We start from the raw sequence: 19111 nt of genomic DNA, 5'->3' as shown, positions 1-19111 counted from the left end.
TTCAATTGTTTCCAATCAATGCATAGAGAATCTAAAAAAGCTAATGATATATTTTGACGATTCCTTAAAATTGTTTATAATTTTAGAAATTGATTTATAATCAATTCCTTTCCATTCGAGGTTTTTTTGATGAACAAAAATCGCATTTCTTCCATCAATGGCCTTTCTTCCCAGGAAGGTTTTATCACTAGTCGAGGGAAAAAAGTCTGGTATCAAATCAGTGGGGCTGAAAGCCAAGGAATTCCACTGCTCGCTCTTCATGGAGGTCCCGGTTTTCCTCATGATTATTTAGAACCCGTTGCACTTATCGGAAATGAACGGCCGGTCATTTTTTAAAGCACATCACACAGTCACCACTTAGAAAAGACCGAGGAATACCTCCAGGTGGTCAGGGATTTCCTAAAACAAGTTGATGAATATTGTTTAAAATTTATGAATAGATGGAGGTTGAATTATGTATGTGACCTGCGTATATGTCTGGGTGAAGCCGGAAAATGTGAATGATTTCATACAAGCGAGCTTGGAAAACCATAATTATTCAGCCAAAGAACCAGGTAATCTTCGTTTTGATGTCCTGCAAAGCAATAATGATCCGATTCAATTTCTCCTCTATGAGGCTTATGATTCTTTAGAAGCTGCTGCAGCCCATAAACAGACTCCCCATTACTTGAGATGGAAAGAAACCGTTGCGCCTTGGATGGCCAAACCACGAGAAGGCATACCCTATCGAGCCCTTGCACCACAGATTCCATTATCGTAAAATGAAATAAATATCTAACCTGTAAATCCACTTGCGGGCTTGATAAATCAAGCCCCTACAAAATAATTTAAAATGTAGGGGTGCAATTTATTGCACCCGATTAAGGTAGCGACATGCCATGACATGTCGAATCTTTTTTTCATCCTCATATGGTACTGCACAATTTTGCGCGTGAGGATCTCATCTTTTAGGTCTTTTCTTCATAAATACATTAAAGGATGAGATTCTCACGTCGGACAATACGCTCCACAAAATGACGAAAAAGACATGACCTTCTCCCACTCTCCCCCTCGGTCTTTTATTACCCTCATCTTTTGCTGCTAAAAAACCTCACGAACTAAACAAATTTATTCTTCTAATCCTAAATTTTTCTTCATCAGCCCCAAATCAGCCTCCAGCTGGCCTAAATTAAAATTCAAATCAAGTTCAACTGCCTTGTATTCTTCGCCTTTTCTGGGCCCATCTTCGATAATCTGCCATAGTATATAAGCTACCCGATAGAGATCGGATCCAACTTCATCGGCATTGGCAACAACCTCAACACGACCGATTTTATGAAACCAGGATAAATAACCAGGATAAATTGATCGGTATTCGGTAAGAACCTGTTGTCGGTGTGCTTCTTCATTAGGAGTTGGAGCTGGTGTTTGGGTAACAACCGGGGAAGGAATCACTTCGATTGGGGTTGGCTCAGCTATTATTGTTGGTTTAGGCGTAACGACTACAACTTCCTCTGGAGATTCTTCTTGACGAGAAATATATGCTTTTCCATGAGTGATAGCTAAAACCTTTCCAGTATTGGAATCTTTCATCTGAACTCGAATCTGATATTCTCCCTCTGATTCATAAGTGTGGGTTAATGATGTGCCACTGGTTTCTTCGACCCTTCCATCACCAAAATCCCAAATATAGCTCACCCAGGAAGGAGGATTATCCGATTGCACGTAAAAGCCATATTTCTTTTTACTCAAACCATCTAATTTCTCAGGATGCATCTGAAGATTATAGATTTTCAGATCTGACGATGAAACGAGAATCCCACCGATATCCACCAATAAGCTTAAATCTTTGATTGTTCCGGCAGGTACCGATTGAACCTTTCCCTCTATGACTCCTTTTTGAATTGAAATTGCTCCCGGTTGAATTTCGAAGATTTCTCCATTTATCTCCATACTAATCATTCCATCGGTCGGCATGGTAAACAAAAGGGGTTGATCATACATACCTGATGGACTATGAACGACTCGACCCTTGATGATACCTTCTCTTCCATCTGTTCCTGCTTCATTGAGAATAAAAGAATCAATTATAACTTCAATTCTTGGAATAAACCATTCTACTAATTTCTCGTTGGCATAAATAGCTGCCGGTATTAAACGCTGGGCTTGGCTTAAAGAACATTGATCATCAATTTCAGGTTTTGGAATTAGGCTTAATTTACCAAATAACGAAAACTTTTCCTGATAAAGCATTCGAACTAAATAGACTTTCCCAAAATAGTCATTTCGGTAATAATACCCTTCCCCATCAGTTTCCAAGTCCTCCAAACGTGGCGATGGGTATTCTGGCATACCATTACTGTTGGTTATTGCTTGACCTAGCGCTTTTTCAATACCCGCTATGGTATCAAGTGAAAAGTAATTTCGATTGGTGTAAGTTGCCACACAATCAAACAGACTTAAAACATTCAAGAAACCATCTTCATTTTTGGGAATTTGGTTAATTACCTCAACCAACTCTGAATCAGGAGAACCCAAGCAATTTTCAACAACCTTTTGATCAACAAATTCTTCATAAGGATCGGCCCGATATTTATCGGTGATATACTGCGTCCATTCAACGCCAGGATGGGAATCATTACGAACATGAGCAGGAACTGTCATATCGGCTAATAAATGCATGGTTTCACCCAATGACCTCCAAGCAGCTGCGAACAGTTTTTCCTTTACCGGCAAATTCGCCGACGAAAAAGCCAAAATCATAAATTCCTTCCCCTCATCAATCGAATAGGGCGAATACAATGCTCCCCACCATTTTGCATCTATTTTGGGATTGGTTCCCATAATAATTGACGTCATAAATTCATTGACATGATCGGTGAGATAGTTTGCTCCTTGATTAACACCTAATGGGTCATAAAAATGACGGAGTGACATGTACCTTTCCGGCTCATCGGCGGTATAGCCACCTTCTACCACCCATTGATACCATTTTCCTTCTCTTTCCCCTTCAAGAATGTCATCTTTCCAATCACCAGGTTGAATGACCGTGATCCCGGCTAAATCACTTCCGTTGGTAAAATCGTACTTGTTAAAGATGGAATCGCTTCTTCTATTATTTAAAAATGACTGAATGGCATAATAATTAATGGCTCGATGGGGTCCGCCCTCCATTGTTCGGGCTTGGTTATCGTTGTTGTAGGAAAAAACTGGAATGGAAAAAGAAGCAACCATAAAGACTACCAAAAATACTTCTATCAAAAATGCCCATTTCAATTTCATTTTATTTCCCTCCTTTCCTGGTTTATTTTAAATATTTTATTGAATAATTTATATTTATTGTTCCTTTTTATCCTGAAAATACATAGGTATGATAAATCAAGTCCCTATCAAAGAATATAAAATGGAGGGACACAATTTATTGCACCCGATTAATGTAGCGACATGCCATGGCATGTCGAATCTTTGTTTTCATCCTCATCCTCACCTTCTCCCATCAAGGGAGAAGGAACTCTGATTCGTCATTGCGAGGAACGGAGTGACGTGGCAATCTCTTGAGCTTAATCTTTTTTATTCTTCTCCCTTTGGATAAAGGGAGAGGGTTTGGGATTCGATTGGTTTCCAAAAACTCAAATCCCCCTAACCCCCTTTTCTAAAGGGGGAAACGATTCCTGGGTAAGTATTTTCATTCTCATCTGGTGCCACACAAGTGGCATGAGGATCTATCCTGAAAATACCATCAAATGAAATCCCCCATTGAGGGGGGGGGATCTCACCCGTTACCAAGCCCGGTTTCTAATTCAATAACTGATCCAGCGTAAATCGGTTGATACTGTTTGGGCATATTTTGATAAATCTGAGCCATGGCATGGAATCCAGTACAATGGCAGGGACTCACTTTTTGGATACCCATAGAAAGCAGGGTTTGAACCGTCCAATCCAACCGTTCTTGAGAAGCCTGGTAGAGATGGAATCCTCCGATAGCAAATAAAATTCGCTGATCCCCGGTAATTTTTTGAGCGTGCTGGAGTGTGTTCACGATTCCCCGATGAGCACAACCAGTAATAACCACTAAACCTCGATCGGTTTGGATAATTAAAGACAAATCATCCATCATTGGATCACAATAAAATTCTCCAGCGGTTTTCACCAATAAATCACCATCAATTTTTTCATAAGGATTGTTGAGCTCTACTTCACCGGTGGTTATGATGGATTGACATATTTCAAAAGTTTTTGTAGTTAGATGAAATTGTGCTCCTCTGCTCTCTAATTCTTCTCGACAAACCGGAATTCCAATATAATCTAAAGAATTTTGGTTTTCTTGGACATATTTTTTGGTCCAAATATCCGGGTGAGAAATAACTGGAACATCCCCAGTATATTTCAAGAAATCAGCTAAACCTCCTGTATGGTCATTATGCCCATGACTCAGAACCAAAGTATCGATCGATGAAAGATCGATTTTTGCTAGTCGAGCATTTTCGGAGGCCAGAGAGGTCATTCCGGTATCAAATAGAATTTTATGTCCTTGAGCTTCTATATAAAAACTAAGCCCCCATTCTCCCTGAAAACCGTAACCGGCTGTGTTATCAACCAAGGTATAGATTTTAATTTTTTCAGAGGGCTTCACACCATTTTTTTTCAGAACCATATATTTCACTCTCCAAGGATATCCTTATAGAATTCATGTAAATCCTTTTTTAATTGGGCATGGGCTTCTGGATTGGTATAGAGCATATGGCCCCCCATATAGACTCGATGGGTAATATTGTCCCGTCGTTCGGCTGGAAGGTCAAGGTGATTTACGCTGTAAAGAACAGAATCATATGGACATTCCAAATCATATATCCCACTGGCAATAAAAACCTTCAAAAAATCACTACGGTGCATTGATTTGGATAATTGATCACTTATATCTGGATACCCGAGGCTAACTGTTCCCTCATACTTTGATGCTGGACGCCCCGATTCCCAATTCCATTTTTCATACACTTCTGCTGAACCAGAAAGATAGGAAAGGTTGCTTTCGAATTGAAGATCATCTTTAAGATAATTGGCCATGCAAGACTTAAAAGGACCGCCTATCAAAAAGTAACTAGGATCATCTTCATCGGTATAGTCTCCAGGAAAGGTTACCCTGATATCATAAATACCCAGTGCTAAACCAGCATTGTTGAGCAACTCGGAAGCAAAATCATCTTCATAGACTCTTAAATTTTTTTCCCGAATGAAATCCTCGGCAATACCAGTATATTGACTTAATTTTTCAACAATTTTATCTCTCTCTTCTTCATTCATAGCACTTCCCTTCCAGAGTGCCTTTAAATAATGGTCTTCAACCCAAGCTCTGACTTCTCGCAACACCAAATCCAAATCTCCCTGGTAATCTGGATCAATTTTTTTATGATACCAGGCAGCGGCTGCATAAGTAGGAATGGTGAGCGCTAAAGCACGATCGTCTAATGAACTCCACTGAATCGTTCCTAAATCAAAAACCGGTGATATGAATATCAAACCTGATGGGTATACTCCAATATCTTGAAGAACTTTAGCTAGTCCTGCTCCTCGAACTCCACCATAGCTTTCCCCAGCTATAAAAACCGGTGATGTGCTCCTCCCGTTTTTATTCAAGTACAATTGGATGAATTGAGCAACACAATGTATATCTTCATTAACTCCCCAAAACTGGGTTGGATCAGTTCCATCAGTTACCCGACTATAGCCAGTCCCTACTGGATCGATAAAAACCAGATCAGTAATATCTATTAGAGTATTAGGATTATCAACCAATCGAAAAGGTGGAGCTATCAACCTGGTTCCATCAGCACTTTTTTCCACTACTCGTGGACCTAAAGCTCCTAGATGAAGCATCATTGATGCCGCTCCCGGTCCTCCGTTAAAGGCAAAAGTAACTGCACGTTTTTCCAAATTTTCAATTCCTTGTCGGTTATAGGCAATATAAAAAATTCGAGCTTGCTCGGTTTGGTTTTTTTGGTCAATAATCGGGATGAAACCAACCGTTGCCGAATAGGTGATTTCTTCATTATTATTGATCAACAAAGTATGATAGGTGACTTTTGTATCGTTCTCCGGGTTTGCTAATGCCATACAGCTTGGATTTATAGCCCTCAATCCGAAATATACAATGAGAAATCCACAAATAAGAAAGATCAACCAAATTTTTTTGTTTATGAAACAAGCACCAAAAATCATTTTAAATGTTCCTCCTCACCTCAAAGCTAAAACCGAGTTTATAATTTATCTTTTTGCTGAACTAGGAATAAGGAATAAATTAATCAATATTGTAATAGTTAAAGCATAATAATTAAGCCAAAAAAGAGGAAATGTTAGAATAACTTGTTTTCACTATTAAAACTCTCCTTTTAATAACAGAAAACTATCTTCTATTTTATACGAATATCGTCATTTTTAAGAATTTTAATAGTGTTAATTTTTCTTTTTAAATCTATTCGAAGATCTTGAATTGATAAAAAGGTAATAAAAATGGATTTGCTTTAATGAAGATTTAGTTTGATATAAATACTAAAGTTATCTTGAGCTTTCGTTTTTCGAGGATATGGGGATCTCATCTGATAGTTCAAAGTCAAATAATATTTATTACCTTTTCCTTTTCCTATTTAAAGAAAAGCTCTAATCAGTTAAACTCTATACCAAGAAATGATTAGGAGGTTCATTGCATGAGGAATACTGCCACAATTTTAGGAATAGTTGGTGGCATTTTAGGAATGATATTTTCTGCGGTGGTTATAATAGCCGGAATTGCCATGCAATTTGTAGGAACTATAATGCCTAACGAAGTTGAGGTTCCTATGAATATTCATCGTCTCTTACCCTTATTTGGGGATATGGTCGTTGCAAGAGGAATCGGTGCTCTGGTCTTTGCCATTATTGGCTTAATTGCTGGAATAAACGTGAAGAAACGGCATCAATTAGCAGGAGTTTTTCTTCTTATTTCCGCCATTGCTGGATATGTTTTTCTCTTAGTCGGTTTTATCGTTCCAGGAGTTTTATTTATTATAGGAGGTATTCTGGCTCTGGTTAGCAGAGATAGCGTTCCTGAGTATGAAGAAATACTTAGAGATCAATGATCAGTGAAAGGACCAAGATTAAGAAAAATACAGTGATAAGGAAAAATATCCTTATTCTATAGTTACGTCGTTTGATGCTGTGAAAAACTTATTTTTTCAAAATAGCACCTAGTCAAATCTTTTTTTGAAAGCTACACCAAGAGAACTCCATCAGTAATGGTAACCGCTTTACCACTGATATAAACCCGATCATCATCAATTTTGACTTTGATAACCCCACCTCTCTCTGAAGCTTGGTAGGCGATTAGTTCGGACTTATTGAGCTTTTTCTGCCAGTAAGGGCCTAATACACAATGAGCCGATCCGGTTACCGGGTCTTCATTGATTCCCAAAGAAGGAACAAAAAACCGAGAAATAAAATCATATTTTGGTCGATCCGATTGACAAGTAACGATAACTCCTCGAGGTACTGCTATTTTTAACGTTTCAAAATCTGGGTTCATGTCTTTTAATATCTCTTCGGTCTCAATTTCCACCAAGTAATCGTATTTACTTTTTCCAACATAAAGGACCGGTACTTTTAGGGCATCAAGCAATATTTCTGAAGGAAGCACTTTTTTTTCTTCAATGGCTGGAAAATTAAGCTCTATCCAACCCTCTTTATATTGAGCCGTTAATAAACCTCCCTTGGTGAAAAATAAAATTTCCTCATTTCTGGGGACAATCCCTTTTTCCCAGAGAACATGGGCACTGGCTAAGGTTGCATGGCCACACAAACCGACTTCAGTTTTGGGACTAAACCATCTCAACGATATTCCCATTTCTTTATTGAGCAAAAATGCTGTTTCAGAACAATTCATTTCTCGAGCCACATTCAGCATCCATTCATCACTTTTTTCTTCCATCAACAAACACACTGCAGCTGGATTCCCAATAAAAGGTTTATCGGTAAAGGCATCGATTTGAAATACTGGTATGTTAATCAATTTATATTCCCCCAAGATAGGTTAATTTTGAACTATTTTACTTAAATAATTGGTAATCTACCAAATCTTCTCTTTTCAATTTTATCGTATTTTTAAATTAATGAGAAAAAATTATCGGAGTGGGTTACTTTTTTTTACTCTCAACTATTATAATAGAAATAGTATATCAAAGTCTTAGTTCCTGAAATCCGATTTATATCTCAAAAAAACCTGAGGGAGGGAAATCGAATGTATTCATCACGATGGTTTTTCAAATCGTTTATCCTCTTTTTGTTCTTGATGACCATGCTTTTCATCAGTTCCTTTCTTTTCGCCCAAGAAAGTGAACAAAATCTGTTAATAAATGTGGAATCTTTACCGGTTCGTCCTGGTGAACCAATTACCATTGAGTTTAGTTCAGATTTAGTAAACCCCAAAGACTGGATTGGGCTATATAAAGCTGATGCGTCCGACCGGGATTACCTTGAATGGCAATATCTAAACGGCTTAAACAAGGGCTCTCTCATTTTCAATCCCGTCGCAGAAGAAGGAGCTTATCAATTCCGGGGTTTTGCTAATGATGGCATGAAATTACTAGGTAAAAGTGAAATTTTTGAAGCCAAAAAAATAAAAGTTGAGGTCAGCGGTTGGGAAGAGGTGACTATTGATTTTACAACTTTAACAATTCCCAAAAACTGGCAACCAATGCCCCCCGACGAAGAAATGGTTGGTTGGTACCAGGGAGACCCTTCTGATCCAGATATTGCTTTTGGAATTATCAATACAGCCGATATCGAAAATCAATTAAATTATATGACCATAGAACGGGAAAGTGAGAAAATAATAAACGAAGTTCCATTTCGTTTCATAGAAGGACAGATTCCAGACTCAAACATAAAAATATGGCTATTACTTTCGAAAAATCCTTTACATACTGAGAAAACCTATGGTTTCATAGCTGGTAGTCGCAATTTTCTATGGTCAGAAGCCGAACCGGTTTTCAACCAAATCTTAGAATCAATAAAAATTACCATCCCTGAAACAGGTGTGACTATCAATATACCAAAACAACCGGTTTACCCCGCTACCGAATTCAACATCGAATTTAGAGGAGTACCTGGCAATCCAAAGGACTGGATTGGTCTTTACAAAAATTCTGCTTCCGATCGGGATTACCTCACCTGGAAATATTTAGATGGGAAAACTTCTGGAACCATAACTCTTTCTGCTCCCGAAGAGGAAGGAGAATACAACGTTCGTATATTTGAAAATGACGGGATGACTTTACTTGGTAAAAGCGCTGTTTTCTTGGTTAAAAAATCAACTGTTCATACTAAACTTCAGTTAGAAAAAGATAGCTTCTCCCCTGGCGAAGAAATTAAACTCCTATTTTTTGCTCCTCCTGGACTTGAATCCAGCGCTTGGATTGGAATCATTCCCTCCGACATTCCACATGGTGATGAAAATGTTAACGATCAAAATGATTTAACCTATCAATATTTATCTGGACAAACACAAGGAGAAATGGTCTTTACTGCACCTTCTGAACCAGGAGAATACGATTTTCGTATGCACGACTCCGATTCCAATGGTAAAGAAATTGCCTCGGTGTCCTTTAAAATAGTTCTTCCCCAACCCAGCTTGTCGCTAAACAATAAAGTATTTAAGCCTGGCCAGACTATAACTGTGTCTTTCTTCAATGCTTCGACTAATGAAAGAGATTGGATTGGTTTATACAAAAAAGATGCCTCTGATAGGGATTATCTAACCTGGCAATATACCGACGGGAAAAAAGAGGGTTCACTCACTTTTGAGGTTCCTTCCGAACCCGGAGAATATGATGCTCGCTTTTTTATTAACGATGGGTATACCCGACTGGCAATCAGCGATCCCTTTACTGTGATTGATCAAGAATCTCCGATATTACCCCCTTCCCCACCAATTGGTTCACTTTCTCCGGAAACCGGTATGGTTCTTTATCTCCCTTTCGATAATGATTCCCAAGATATGAGTGGCTCGGGAAATCATGGATTCTCAACTTCTACTAAAATCGTTCTGGGGAAATTTGGAAAGGCATATGATTTCAATGGAATAGACAGTACAGTTATAACACCTCTTGACATCAACCCGGAAAAAATACCAATATTGTCGATTACTTGCTGGGTGTATCCCCGTTCTGGTAATGGACGCAGACAGATTTGGTCTCATGACGATGGCGGATATGATCGTTCGCTCCTGATTGAAAACGATGGATGGAGCGTTTTTATCGGCGGTTCTGACTGGGCAACCGGACAAAGTGTTGATTTGGACCAATGGCAGTTTCTTGCAGTCGTGTTTACCCCAACCGATGTTATTTTTTATAAAAATGGAGAAAAAATCTCCTACGGAACCACTGGTGTAACCGGTGTGATTAGCAACAATACTTTTACCTTAGGAGATAATCCAGCCGACTTTTCTGAATTCTTCGATGGACTCATCGACGAAGTGAGAGTTTACAATCGAGTGCTTAGCGATGAAGAAATTCAATCGATGTTTACAGTATCTGTATCTCCATCCCATAATGATAAATTAAATCCCTTTGAGATTGGTGAATGGATATCTGTCCAAAGAGGAAACTTTACCTTTGAAATTCCTCAACACTGGAAATCCACGGAAACTGATAATATGAATCTTGGTGGATGGTATGTCGGCGAAGATCCCAACCTGCCTGATGGTATTATTTCGGTAATGAAAGTAAGCTCTCTTGATCCAGTAAAAGAGGACTTAATTATTGATCACGAAAATAGTCTTATTATTGATAACAAAATGGCTCAATTTATTGAAGGGCATTACGTTCAAAACAAGGTTCGGGCTCGTTTTTACTTTTTTGAAAAAGTCAACGCTGAACAAGAAAATCTGCTCATTTTTTTAGCAGCTAAGGACTCACTCTGGAATTCTTTTTTGCCAATTGAAAAACACTTTATTGAATCGCTTAAATTTACTGATAAGACTATGTGAAAACAAATTATCAAATAGTTAAATCACTGGAATAATCACAGCTCTGGCTCTTCGCCACCTCACCGGAGGGAACCCAACAGAAGCATCAGGTTTGTTGGTCATCATTTCAATGACTATGGGTATTCTTGCCGCTATGGGTGCTGGTCTTTTGAGTGGTTTTTTAACCGGTTATTTAAGGGTACCCGATATGTTAGCAACGCTCGGCACTATGACCCTTTTAAATGGAGTAAATATTGTTCTCACCAAGGGATATACTCTAACCGGTTTCCCTAAGTCTCTGATTACCATAGGAAATGGTTTATTCCTCGGAATCCCAATACCATTTTATATATTTGTTATTTTTACTTTTATCTTATACATTATTTTGGATAAAACAACTTTTGGTTACAGTCTGTATATGTTAGGTTCCAATTATACAGCAGCTAAATTTTCAAATATCGATACCAAATCCATTATTCTTAAGGGATTCTTGCTCTCGTCTCTTTTTTCAGCTATTACTGCCTTCATCATGATTGGCCAGCTCAACTCGGTAAAAGCCAACTATGTTGAGTCCTATCTCCTGGTTTCTATCCTTGCCTGCTTCTTGGGTGGTGTAGATCCTTCTGGAGGAGTCGGTAAGGTGTCTGGTATGGTCGTTTCGGTGGTTATTCTGCAAGTTATTTCCAGTGGGGTTAATTTATTACGTATGGATCCTTTTTTCATCAGAGCTATGTGGGGTTTTATTATCATTGCAGTCCTTGCAATAAATTACTTTAATGAAAAATCCAAATCTCGAAAAAAAGCGATTTCCAGCCATTAATTGGCTCAATAGATAGAGGCAACATATTAATATTATACTGATATTTTCAATGAAAGGGAGGTAAAAAGTATGAAAGATGGCGATGTCATCCAAGTTGCTCATGTAGTAAAAGATCTTGATGCTGCGATGAAATATTTTTGGGAAGCTTTTCATATTGGTCCTTGGGATATTTACACCTTTGGACCTCCAGATGTCCGAGATTCTATGGTAAGGGGGAAACCTTCTAACCACAAATATCTCCTTGCCGTTACTTGGGCTGGAAGCATTCAAATTGAACTCATGCAGCCATTAACCGGTCGCAGTGTCTACGATGAGTTTTTGGAGAAAAAAGGCGAAGGTCTACACCATATAAAATTATTTTATGAGGATTGTCATAAAGCCCTTGTAGAGTTTAAGAAAAAGGGTATTGAAGTCATTCAAAGTGGAAAATTCGATGAGGACGAATTTTATTATCTTGATACCGAAGCATCCTTAGGAACAATTTACGAAATTGGTAACAATGGAAAAATTCGCGAGCCGGAAAGAAGGTATCCTGAAACTTAAAAGAGAAGCAAATAGGCCAAGAGGAAAGGGAACTAAAGTTTTTTGTTTTGAATTGCGTTTTGCTGGTCAAGGAAGGGTTTTAAGGATTTTATCCATTAATAAATGGCTATAATCAAGGTTTTTTTAATCATCTACAATTTGACATTTTTATAAGTTAAAGATAATATATTAACACCACGGATTCTGAGGAATCGGAGAACCGGAGAATTGGAAAAAAGAACCTCCCTTGCGAAAGTGAGTGTTCGAAACCTCTCTACCAGGAGAGAAGGAAGTCCGGTTCTGAAACACTGAGGGAGTTGAGTGGCCATATAATTTCCTTGGTGAGATGAAGGTAGGAAGGTTCGTTAGATTCCGTGGTCTTTTTTTCCCCCTCTTGACCCCCCTGTTAACCCTATTCCATTTTTTTCGTATTTAAATATATAAGTAGTTTGATTTTTTAAAGGGGGGAAAGGTCTTGAGTTTTAAATTATATCATTTCATAAAAATTTTAATTTTAATCATTTTCGTCGTTTCCCTTGTTGGTTTCACTTTCCTTATGAATAGCTGCACTCCTGAAGTATGTACAACATGGGCTCGGTTTTGTGCTGCCACTCTTATCGGAGCACCATCCCCAAATGAGATTAACGAATGTCCGTCCGAAGTCCTTATCTGTCCCGGCGAAACAGCCGTTCTATACTGGAATGTTTCAAGCGATGTAACCTCAATAAAAATTACCTCTGAATTCGGAACATCTTATGGACCATTTACAGCCTTATCTGGTTCTCAAAATGTGAGTCCTCTAGCCACCACCGATTATACCTTAACTGTCGAGGGTAATTGCAATTTTGAAAAAAAAGTGACAGTTCACGTTGTCGCTGGTGGTGAAACCCAAACCTTAATAGCTAAGGGAAGCCCGGAAACCGGTGTATGGGTCGTTGATGTATCGCCGGTCACAACCAGTACAAGTATAATTGTTAATCTCATCAAAACACTCCCTTGTACTGATGGAAGTTTTTGGAATAAATGGAGCTTGAAAAAAACTGACCTTGATTCTACTGTCACTTTTTTAGATGTTACTGACATTGAGACTTCAGCTAATGATATCCCTTTAGTTGGGTCATGGGAATTTACTCCCAAAGATGCAACCTATCAAAAAGAAACCGCCTGTTTTTCAGTAACGATTAAATGTACCGAAGTCTATCCAACTCCAACACCCAGCCCTCTTCCACCCTATAGCCCTCCACCACCTACCCATCAATAAATTTCTATAAATACGTTTTGTTTTAAATGGAAGGATTCTCATTTTTACCGGGAATCCTTCCATTTATTCCGTTCTTAAACAAACCCAATAGCCATTAACAGCTCCTTTTCAGTGATTTACACAATTCCTTAACACAGAAAGAATTTATTCCTACCATCCTCTTTCATTGTATTTACAGAACAGATTTTCTTGCTTATTCGCGGCACCAGATAGCAATGAAAAAGCAGAGGTGGCAAAGGTGCGAGGGGGAGAGGGCGAGAAAAAGACGTAAAGATGAGGTCCTCACGGCTTCTCAATACGAATCCTCAGGATGATACCTTCAGTGTCAGATGAGATCCTTACGCGGTAAAGCATCGCTCAGGGCGACTATTGAAAGGCACACACCCCTGAATCACTCCTCAATGGTGGAATGTATTTGATGGGATTCCCAGGATAGAAAATATTCCCATCTTTCTCAAGCAAGGTTAATCCCATTTTAAAATTCGATGATAAAATAGAAAAGACGAGATTCTCCAGTGAAGTCTCGTTGTTTTTTCAATTAAAATGAAAGTTGTGAATGGTATGAGTGTTATCGGATTAGACATTGGCACTTCTTCGGCAAAAGGTATTCTGCTATCAAATCGAGGCCAGGTTATTGGTAAGTCCTATCGAGGATATGCGGTTTCCTCAAAAAGTAAAAGCCACTTTGAACTTACTCCTAACCAGGTTTGGGAAGCTATAGTCTCAATCTTAAATGAACTCGCCTCTCTGGATAACAAACGGAATATAAAAGCAATCAGCATTTCCGCCATGGGAGATACAGTTACTCCCTTTGATCACCAATTGGTTCCCTTACATAACAGCCTTCTGGCTTTCGATACCAGGTCTGCGCGTGAAACAACCTTTTTGAGTGAAAAACTCGGAGAAAAATGGGTCTTTAAAACAACCGGTATGCCGATTCATTCAACCTACTCAGCCTGTAAGATATTATGGTTAAAGAATCATTATCCTCGAATATTTGATAAAACAGTAAAGTTTTTATGTTATGAAGATTTTATTGCGTCTCGTTTGGGGGCAGATTATACAATTAGCTATTCAAGCGCGGCAAGAACTCTGTTTTTCGATTTACATCAAAAATCCTGGAATGAGAAAATCTTAAACCTTTGCTCTGTACGGGAAGATCAGCTTTCTCGACCCTGTCCTTCGGGCATCTCCATTGGCCATCTCAGTAAAAAAGTTGCCAAAGAAACTGCTCTTTCAGAAAAAACCCAAATTATCTGCGGAGGGCATGATCAACCTTGTGGAGCAATTGGTATGGGTGTCGTTTCTGAAGGTTCGGCCTTGGACACAACTGGTACCATTGAAGTCATTCTTGTCCCATTTTCACAACCTCACCTCAATGAGACCATGTTCAATGCAAAAATTTGCTGTTATAACCATTGCTATCCCAATACCTACTGCTCTTTTTCTCAAGTTTTAACTGCTGGTGCTGCCTATCAATGGTTTAAAGACAATTTTTTCCAAACAAATAATGATCAAACAAAAGACTCTCAAGAGAATGTTTATCAAGTGATTGAAGCGAACATGCCAAGCCATCCTAAAAATCTTTATTTCATTCCCTATTTATCAGGGAGTGGAAATCCAACTATGAACCCAAACGCGAAAGGTGTTTTTTATGGTTTGACTTTAGCAACGAACAAAAATGACATAGCACGGTCTGTTCTCGAAGGGATAACTTACGAAATGAGGATCAATCTCGAACTGATGGAATCTATATCAGGAACTACAATTCATAAAATGAAATCGGTGGGCGGAGCGTCACGATCAAACTTTTGGCTTCAATTAAAAGCGGATATTACCGGTAAAACAATATTATCTTCAAAAAATGTGGAAGCCGGCTGTTTAGGAGCAGCTATTCTTTCCGGTATCGGAGTCGGTATATTTACAAATTTCGAAGAAGGTATTGATGCTGTCAATCGAAATTTAGAATATCAGGAATTTTCTCCAAATAGAGAAATGAATAAAGTGTATAATGAAAAATACCATGAATATAAAACACTCAATAAAACTATAAGTCAACTGTTTTCTTTCATTTAATATCAGTTTTGGATGGGAAAAAACTTCTAAAAAAGCATTTTTTCCATTTTCAATGAATAACCGAAAATATTGACAACACTACTTCAAAAAAACCATATTTTTTTTCGAAACAATATGTCTCTAAGTTAAAAACCTAAGAAAGGATAACGAATATGTCAAATCAAGCAAAAAATATTATCATTTGGGGAGCAGGAAAGATTGGTCGAGGATTTATCGCAGATTTATTTTTTAAGGCAGGATACAACTTAACCTTTGTCGATTCCAATTGGGAGTTAATAAAGCAATTAAATTCCCAAAAGCAATACACTATAGTAAACCTCCCCAGTCTTGAAGAAAAAGAAGAAGTCATTATTAAAGATTTTCAGGCTTTTCATATCAGCGAAAAAGACCAAATTTTCCAAAAAATAAATGAACGTTCGATTTTATCACTGGTTGTCTTCCCATCAGCTTTCGAACAGATCGCCAAAGACATTGCTTTAATTATTGAAAAACGATCTATGAATAAAATTAATCGTCCTCTTGATATTCTCATGAGCACAAATACCTTTCAGCCCTCAGAGCAATTCAAAAAATATCTTTTTAAAGAGCTTTCTAAAGCCGGAAGGGAATATTTTTACCAATATATTGGGTTGGTAGATACCTTAATTATCCGAATGGGAATTGAGCCCACTCCAGAAATGAAAGAAAAGGATGCGCTAACCGTTTTAACCAATGGATACCCGGAACTTACCTTGGATAGAAAGTCATTCAAGGGAGAACCACCCCAATTTAAAAGCTTTGTTTACACCACCAATATGTCGCACGAGGAAAAGAGAAAAATGTATACCTATAATACCATTCACGCTGTGTATGCCTACCTGGGAGAGCAAAAAGAATATCAATATATTATTGAATCCATTCAAGATCAAGCAATTCAACAAATGGCAGTCGAAGCACTCAACGAATCAAGCCGAGCGCTACAAAAAGAGTTTGGTTATTCTGATGAGGAAATGAAGGAATGGAATAACCGAGTTCTAAAAAATATGGCAAACCCCATGTTAAAAGATAAAATTAACCGGGTAGGAGCCGATCCCATTCGAAAGCTGAAAAAAGAAGATCGGCTTATCGGACCTGCTCTCATGTGCATCCGAAATGGCATTATGCCCTATTTTCTGGCGAAAGCCGTTGCTGCTGCCTTTCTTTTTGTTTCAGAAGAAGATCAAGCATCACGAACCATTCAGGAATACTTAAAAAATCACTCGATAAAAGAGGCCATTCGAGAGTTTTGCCAGCTTGATCGGGAAGTTGAATTGATTCAATTGATTTCCGATCATTATCAAAAACTCAGTGAAACAAAAAATGTAAATGAAGATTTATCCAGAATAAAAGTAAAAAAACAACTTTACGAAATTGGGTTTGAGTACGAAAAGGAATATCGAGGGTGTGCTCAATGCCTCATTGCCGCTTTCTTTAAGTATGTCGGAAAATCAAATCCTTCTCTCTTCCAATCAGCGAGTGGTTTTTCCGGAGGCATGGCGATTACTGGCGACGGTCCCTGTGGTGGTTATTCAGGGGGCACAATGATAATGGGAAGCTACGTCGGAAGGCGACTTGAAAAATTAGACATTGATGGTGATAAAGAAACCCAGTACAAAGCCTATGAAATGGCGCAAAAACTCCATGATAAATTTATTGAAACCTATGGAAGCGTGATTTGTGCTGACATTCACAAACAAATCTTCGGAAAATCCTTTTGTTTAAAATCAAAAGAAGTTCGAAAAGAGTTCGAAGAAGCTGGAGCTCACCTCGACAAATGTACCACAGTTGTAGCTATGGCCGCCTCCTGGGTAGCCGACATTCTAAGGGATGAAGGATATTTATAGTATTTTTATTTGATTTTTTTTATATTTTTGATTCTTTAATAATAAATTATTTAATTTAATTAAAAAAATAAAAATACTATTTAAAACCATTGAGTGAATAATTGATATATTTTGAGATTTCGATGTTTTTTCATTATTGGTCGTGTATATTAGTTATAATGATTTAAATTCTGTTTTAGGAGGTGATAGTGACAAATTTCTCAAAGTAGCATTTTTATCATTTATAAATAATTAAGGAGGCTGAAAGAATGAAAAAATCACTATTTGTACTCTTATTAATCACAATAACTATGAGTTTATTGTTTATCCCCGGTTTAGCTTCTGCACAGAATAAAATTACCATCAACGTTCTCACCCAACCCCGGCGAGAATGGGAACTTCTTGAGCAATACCTCCCAGAATTTGAAGAAAAAGAAAATATCGATGTTGTGTTTCATTATTTTGCTGAATTAGAACGAAGATCAAAATCCCGTCTTGATGCCTCAACCAAAGCTGGTCAATATCAGGTGTATTACATGGATGAAGCCAATGTCGCCGAGTTTGCAGTCAACAACTGGTTAGTCCCCATTAAAGATTATTACCCCGAAGAAAATGATTTCGCTGATTTTTCCGAACCACTAGTAGCTGTTCTAACTTTCAATGATATAACCTACGGTGCTCCAATGACATTTGAAGGAAATGTTATGTTTTATCGGAAAGATCTCTTTGAAAGAGATGGGATTGCCGTCCCACAAACCCTCGATGAGTACTTAGAAGTTGTCAAACACTTCCATAATCCTCCTGAGCTATACGGAACCGCCGTCCGTGGACTTCGTGGGTCGGGAATGAACGTCTGGAGATTTAGCCCCTATCTCAAGATGTTTGGCGGTCAGTATCTTGATGAAAATGGAGTCCCAGTTTTTAATTCGCCAGAAGCCGTAAAAGCAGTTGAGTATTATATTGAACTCATTAAACACAGCCCTAGTCCTACCCTTTCCTGGTCGGATGCAATGGATAACTTCAATGCCGGAAAGGTTGCAATTGTTGAATATGCCAACCTAAAAATGGATTACACTATGGATCCCAAAGGATCGGTTGTGTACGACAAAGTAGGCTACTCAAAACCAGTCGCCGGTCCCATGGGTGCCATCTCCAATACTGCGGTTCATGGTTTGGGAATTTCTGTTGCAGGTTGTCCAACTGAAGAACTAAAAGTTGCTGCCGGAAAGTTCATAGGTTGGTTTACCAGTAAAGAAAATGAAATTCGGAAGGTTGTAGCAGGTTCTGGTCTCACCAACGCACGTAAATCAACTTTTGCCAGCCCCGAATTTGCCGCTGCCTATCCGGCAGAATTTGTTGAAGCCCAGGTTGAGATGATGAAAATTCAACAAATGTGCATACTACAAATACCGGAATGGCCAGAAATTGGTGATTATCTGGGTGTCAAGCTCGAAGAACTCTTCACTAAAGCTTATGCCGGTCAATCATATGATATTCAGGCTGCTTTGGATGATGCAGTTTCTTATGCAAAAGAAGTCTTAGGAAAATAGTTGTTTTTCCGTGAGAAAGGGGGTTCTCTGAAACCCCCTTTCTCACTTTTTAAAAAATCAATAATAAGA

Annotated in this window: 14 protein-coding genes; 10 read left to right on the top strand and 4 right to left on the bottom strand. The window is 38.3% G+C overall.

The genetic code is table 11. From position 1 onward, the window contains the following. Positions 1–129: 129 nt before the first annotated feature. Together RT761_RS08905 and RT761_RS08900 are read left to right on the top strand one after the other, a co-directional pair. On the top strand, positions 130–336 hold the full coding sequence (locus tag RT761_RS08905) for a hypothetical protein (RefSeq protein WP_218111072.1): 207 nt from the start codon (positions 130–132) through the stop codon (positions 334–336). 118 nt (positions 337–454) lie between these two features. Beyond that, positions 455–760, top strand: a complete 306-nt coding sequence (locus tag RT761_RS08900) for an antibiotic biosynthesis monooxygenase (RefSeq protein ID WP_218111071.1) — start codon at positions 455–457, stop codon at positions 758–760. 347 nt (positions 761–1107) lie between these two features. Here RT761_RS08900 and RT761_RS08895 read toward each other — a convergent pair whose 3' ends face one another. The 3 genes from RT761_RS08895 to RT761_RS08885 form a co-directional block, all read right to left on the bottom strand. Then, a complete protein-coding gene (locus RT761_RS08895) occupies positions 1108–3261 on the bottom strand; it encodes a PKD domain-containing protein (RefSeq protein ID WP_218111070.1) in 2154 nt (717 codons plus the stop codon). A 490-nt stretch (positions 3262–3751) separates the two neighbouring features. Continuing rightward, on the bottom strand, positions 3752–4633 hold the full coding sequence (locus tag RT761_RS08890; RefSeq protein WP_218111069.1) for an MBL fold metallo-hydrolase: 882 nt from the start codon (positions 4631–4633) through the stop codon (positions 3752–3754). Positions 4634–4638: 5 nt separating this feature from the next. Continuing rightward, the gene (locus tag RT761_RS08885) at positions 4639–6195 is read right to left on the bottom strand and encodes a S10 family peptidase (protein ID WP_218111068.1); all 1557 of its coding nucleotides are present in this window, start codon (positions 6193–6195) and stop codon (positions 4639–4641) included. A 485-nt stretch (positions 6196–6680) separates the two neighbouring features. On the opposite strand from RT761_RS08885, the gene RT761_RS08880 reads away from it, so the two are divergent. Then, on the top strand, positions 6681–7091 hold the full coding sequence (locus RT761_RS08880; protein WP_218111067.1) for a DUF4064 domain-containing protein: 411 nt from the start codon (positions 6681–6683) through the stop codon (positions 7089–7091). A 131-nt stretch (positions 7092–7222) separates the two neighbouring features. On the opposite strand, the gene RT761_RS08875 is transcribed toward RT761_RS08880, so the two are convergent. Further along, a complete protein-coding gene (locus RT761_RS08875; RefSeq protein WP_343073781.1) occupies positions 7223–8014 on the bottom strand; it encodes a PhzF family phenazine biosynthesis protein in 792 nt (263 codons plus the stop codon). Between the two features lie 231 nt (positions 8015–8245). Here RT761_RS08875 and RT761_RS08870 point away from each other — a divergent pair, with 231 nt between their 5' ends. The 7 genes from RT761_RS08870 to RT761_RS08840 all read left to right on the top strand — a co-directional run bounded on the left by RT761_RS08870 (position 8246) and on the right by RT761_RS08840 (position 19042). Then, complete coding sequence (locus tag RT761_RS08870; protein ID WP_218111065.1) at positions 8246–10993, top strand: LamG-like jellyroll fold domain-containing protein; 2748 nt, start codon at positions 8246–8248, stop codon at positions 10991–10993. A gap of 22 nt (positions 10994–11015) precedes the next feature. Continuing rightward, a complete protein-coding gene (locus RT761_RS08865; RefSeq protein ID WP_343073780.1) occupies positions 11016–11792 on the top strand; it encodes an ABC transporter permease in 777 nt (258 codons plus the stop codon). Between the two features lie 69 nt (positions 11793–11861). Then, positions 11862–12335, top strand: coding sequence for a VOC family protein (locus RT761_RS08860; protein WP_218111063.1), 474 nt, complete (start codon positions 11862–11864; stop codon positions 12333–12335). Between the two features lie 454 nt (positions 12336–12789). After that, positions 12790–13575, top strand: coding sequence for a hypothetical protein (locus RT761_RS08855; protein ID WP_218111062.1), 786 nt, complete (start codon positions 12790–12792; stop codon positions 13573–13575). A 561-nt stretch (positions 13576–14136) separates the two neighbouring features. Beyond that, a complete protein-coding gene (locus RT761_RS08850) occupies positions 14137–15651 on the top strand; it encodes an FGGY-family carbohydrate kinase (RefSeq protein WP_218111061.1) in 1515 nt (504 codons plus the stop codon). Positions 15652–15803: 152 nt separating this feature from the next. Then, positions 15804–17513, top strand: coding sequence for a C-GCAxxG-C-C family (seleno)protein (locus RT761_RS08845; protein ID WP_218111060.1), 1710 nt, complete (start codon positions 15804–15806; stop codon positions 17511–17513). Positions 17514–17761: 248 nt separating this feature from the next. Beyond that, complete coding sequence (locus tag RT761_RS08840; protein WP_218111059.1) at positions 17762–19042, top strand: ABC transporter substrate-binding protein; 1281 nt, start codon at positions 17762–17764, stop codon at positions 19040–19042. The last annotated feature ends 69 nt before the right edge of the window (positions 19043–19111 follow it).

It is taken from the genome of Atribacter laminatus, from assembly GCF_015775515.1.
Taxonomy (GTDB): domain Bacteria; phylum Atribacterota; class Atribacteria; order Atribacterales; family Atribacteraceae; genus Atribacter; species Atribacter laminatus.
Note: the sequence above shows the minus strand (reverse complement) of the source record. Positions and strands in the feature narration are given on the sequence as shown.

Excerpts from the sequence above, each read along its gene's own strand:
- RT761_RS08905 (WP_218111072.1), top strand. The coding sequence starts at position 130 with ATGAACAAAAATCGCATTTCTTCCATCAATGGCCTTTCTTCCCAGGAA.
- RT761_RS08900 (WP_218111071.1), top strand. The coding sequence starts at position 455 with ATGTATGTGACCTGCGTATATGTCTGGGTGAAGCCGGAAAATGTGAAT.
- RT761_RS08895 (WP_218111070.1), bottom strand. The coding sequence starts at position 3,261 with ATGAAATTGAAATGGGCATTTTTGATAGAAGTATTTTTGGTAGTCTTT.
- RT761_RS08890 (WP_218111069.1), bottom strand. The coding sequence starts at position 4,633 with ATGGTTCTGAAAAAAAATGGTGTGAAGCCCTCTGAAAAAATTAAAATC.
- RT761_RS08885 (WP_218111068.1), bottom strand. The coding sequence starts at position 6,195 with ATGATTTTTGGTGCTTGTTTCATAAACAAAAAAATTTGGTTGATCTTT.
- RT761_RS08880 (WP_218111067.1), top strand. The coding sequence starts at position 6,681 with ATGAGGAATACTGCCACAATTTTAGGAATAGTTGGTGGCATTTTAGGA.
- RT761_RS08870 (WP_218111065.1), top strand. The coding sequence starts at position 8,246 with ATGTATTCATCACGATGGTTTTTCAAATCGTTTATCCTCTTTTTGTTC.
- RT761_RS08860 (WP_218111063.1), top strand. The coding sequence starts at position 11,862 with ATGAAAGATGGCGATGTCATCCAAGTTGCTCATGTAGTAAAAGATCTT.
- RT761_RS08850 (WP_218111061.1), top strand. The coding sequence starts at position 14,137 with ATGAGTGTTATCGGATTAGACATTGGCACTTCTTCGGCAAAAGGTATT.
- RT761_RS08845 (WP_218111060.1), top strand. The coding sequence starts at position 15,804 with ATGTCAAATCAAGCAAAAAATATTATCATTTGGGGAGCAGGAAAGATT.
- RT761_RS08840 (WP_218111059.1), top strand. The coding sequence starts at position 17,762 with ATGAAAAAATCACTATTTGTACTCTTATTAATCACAATAACTATGAGT.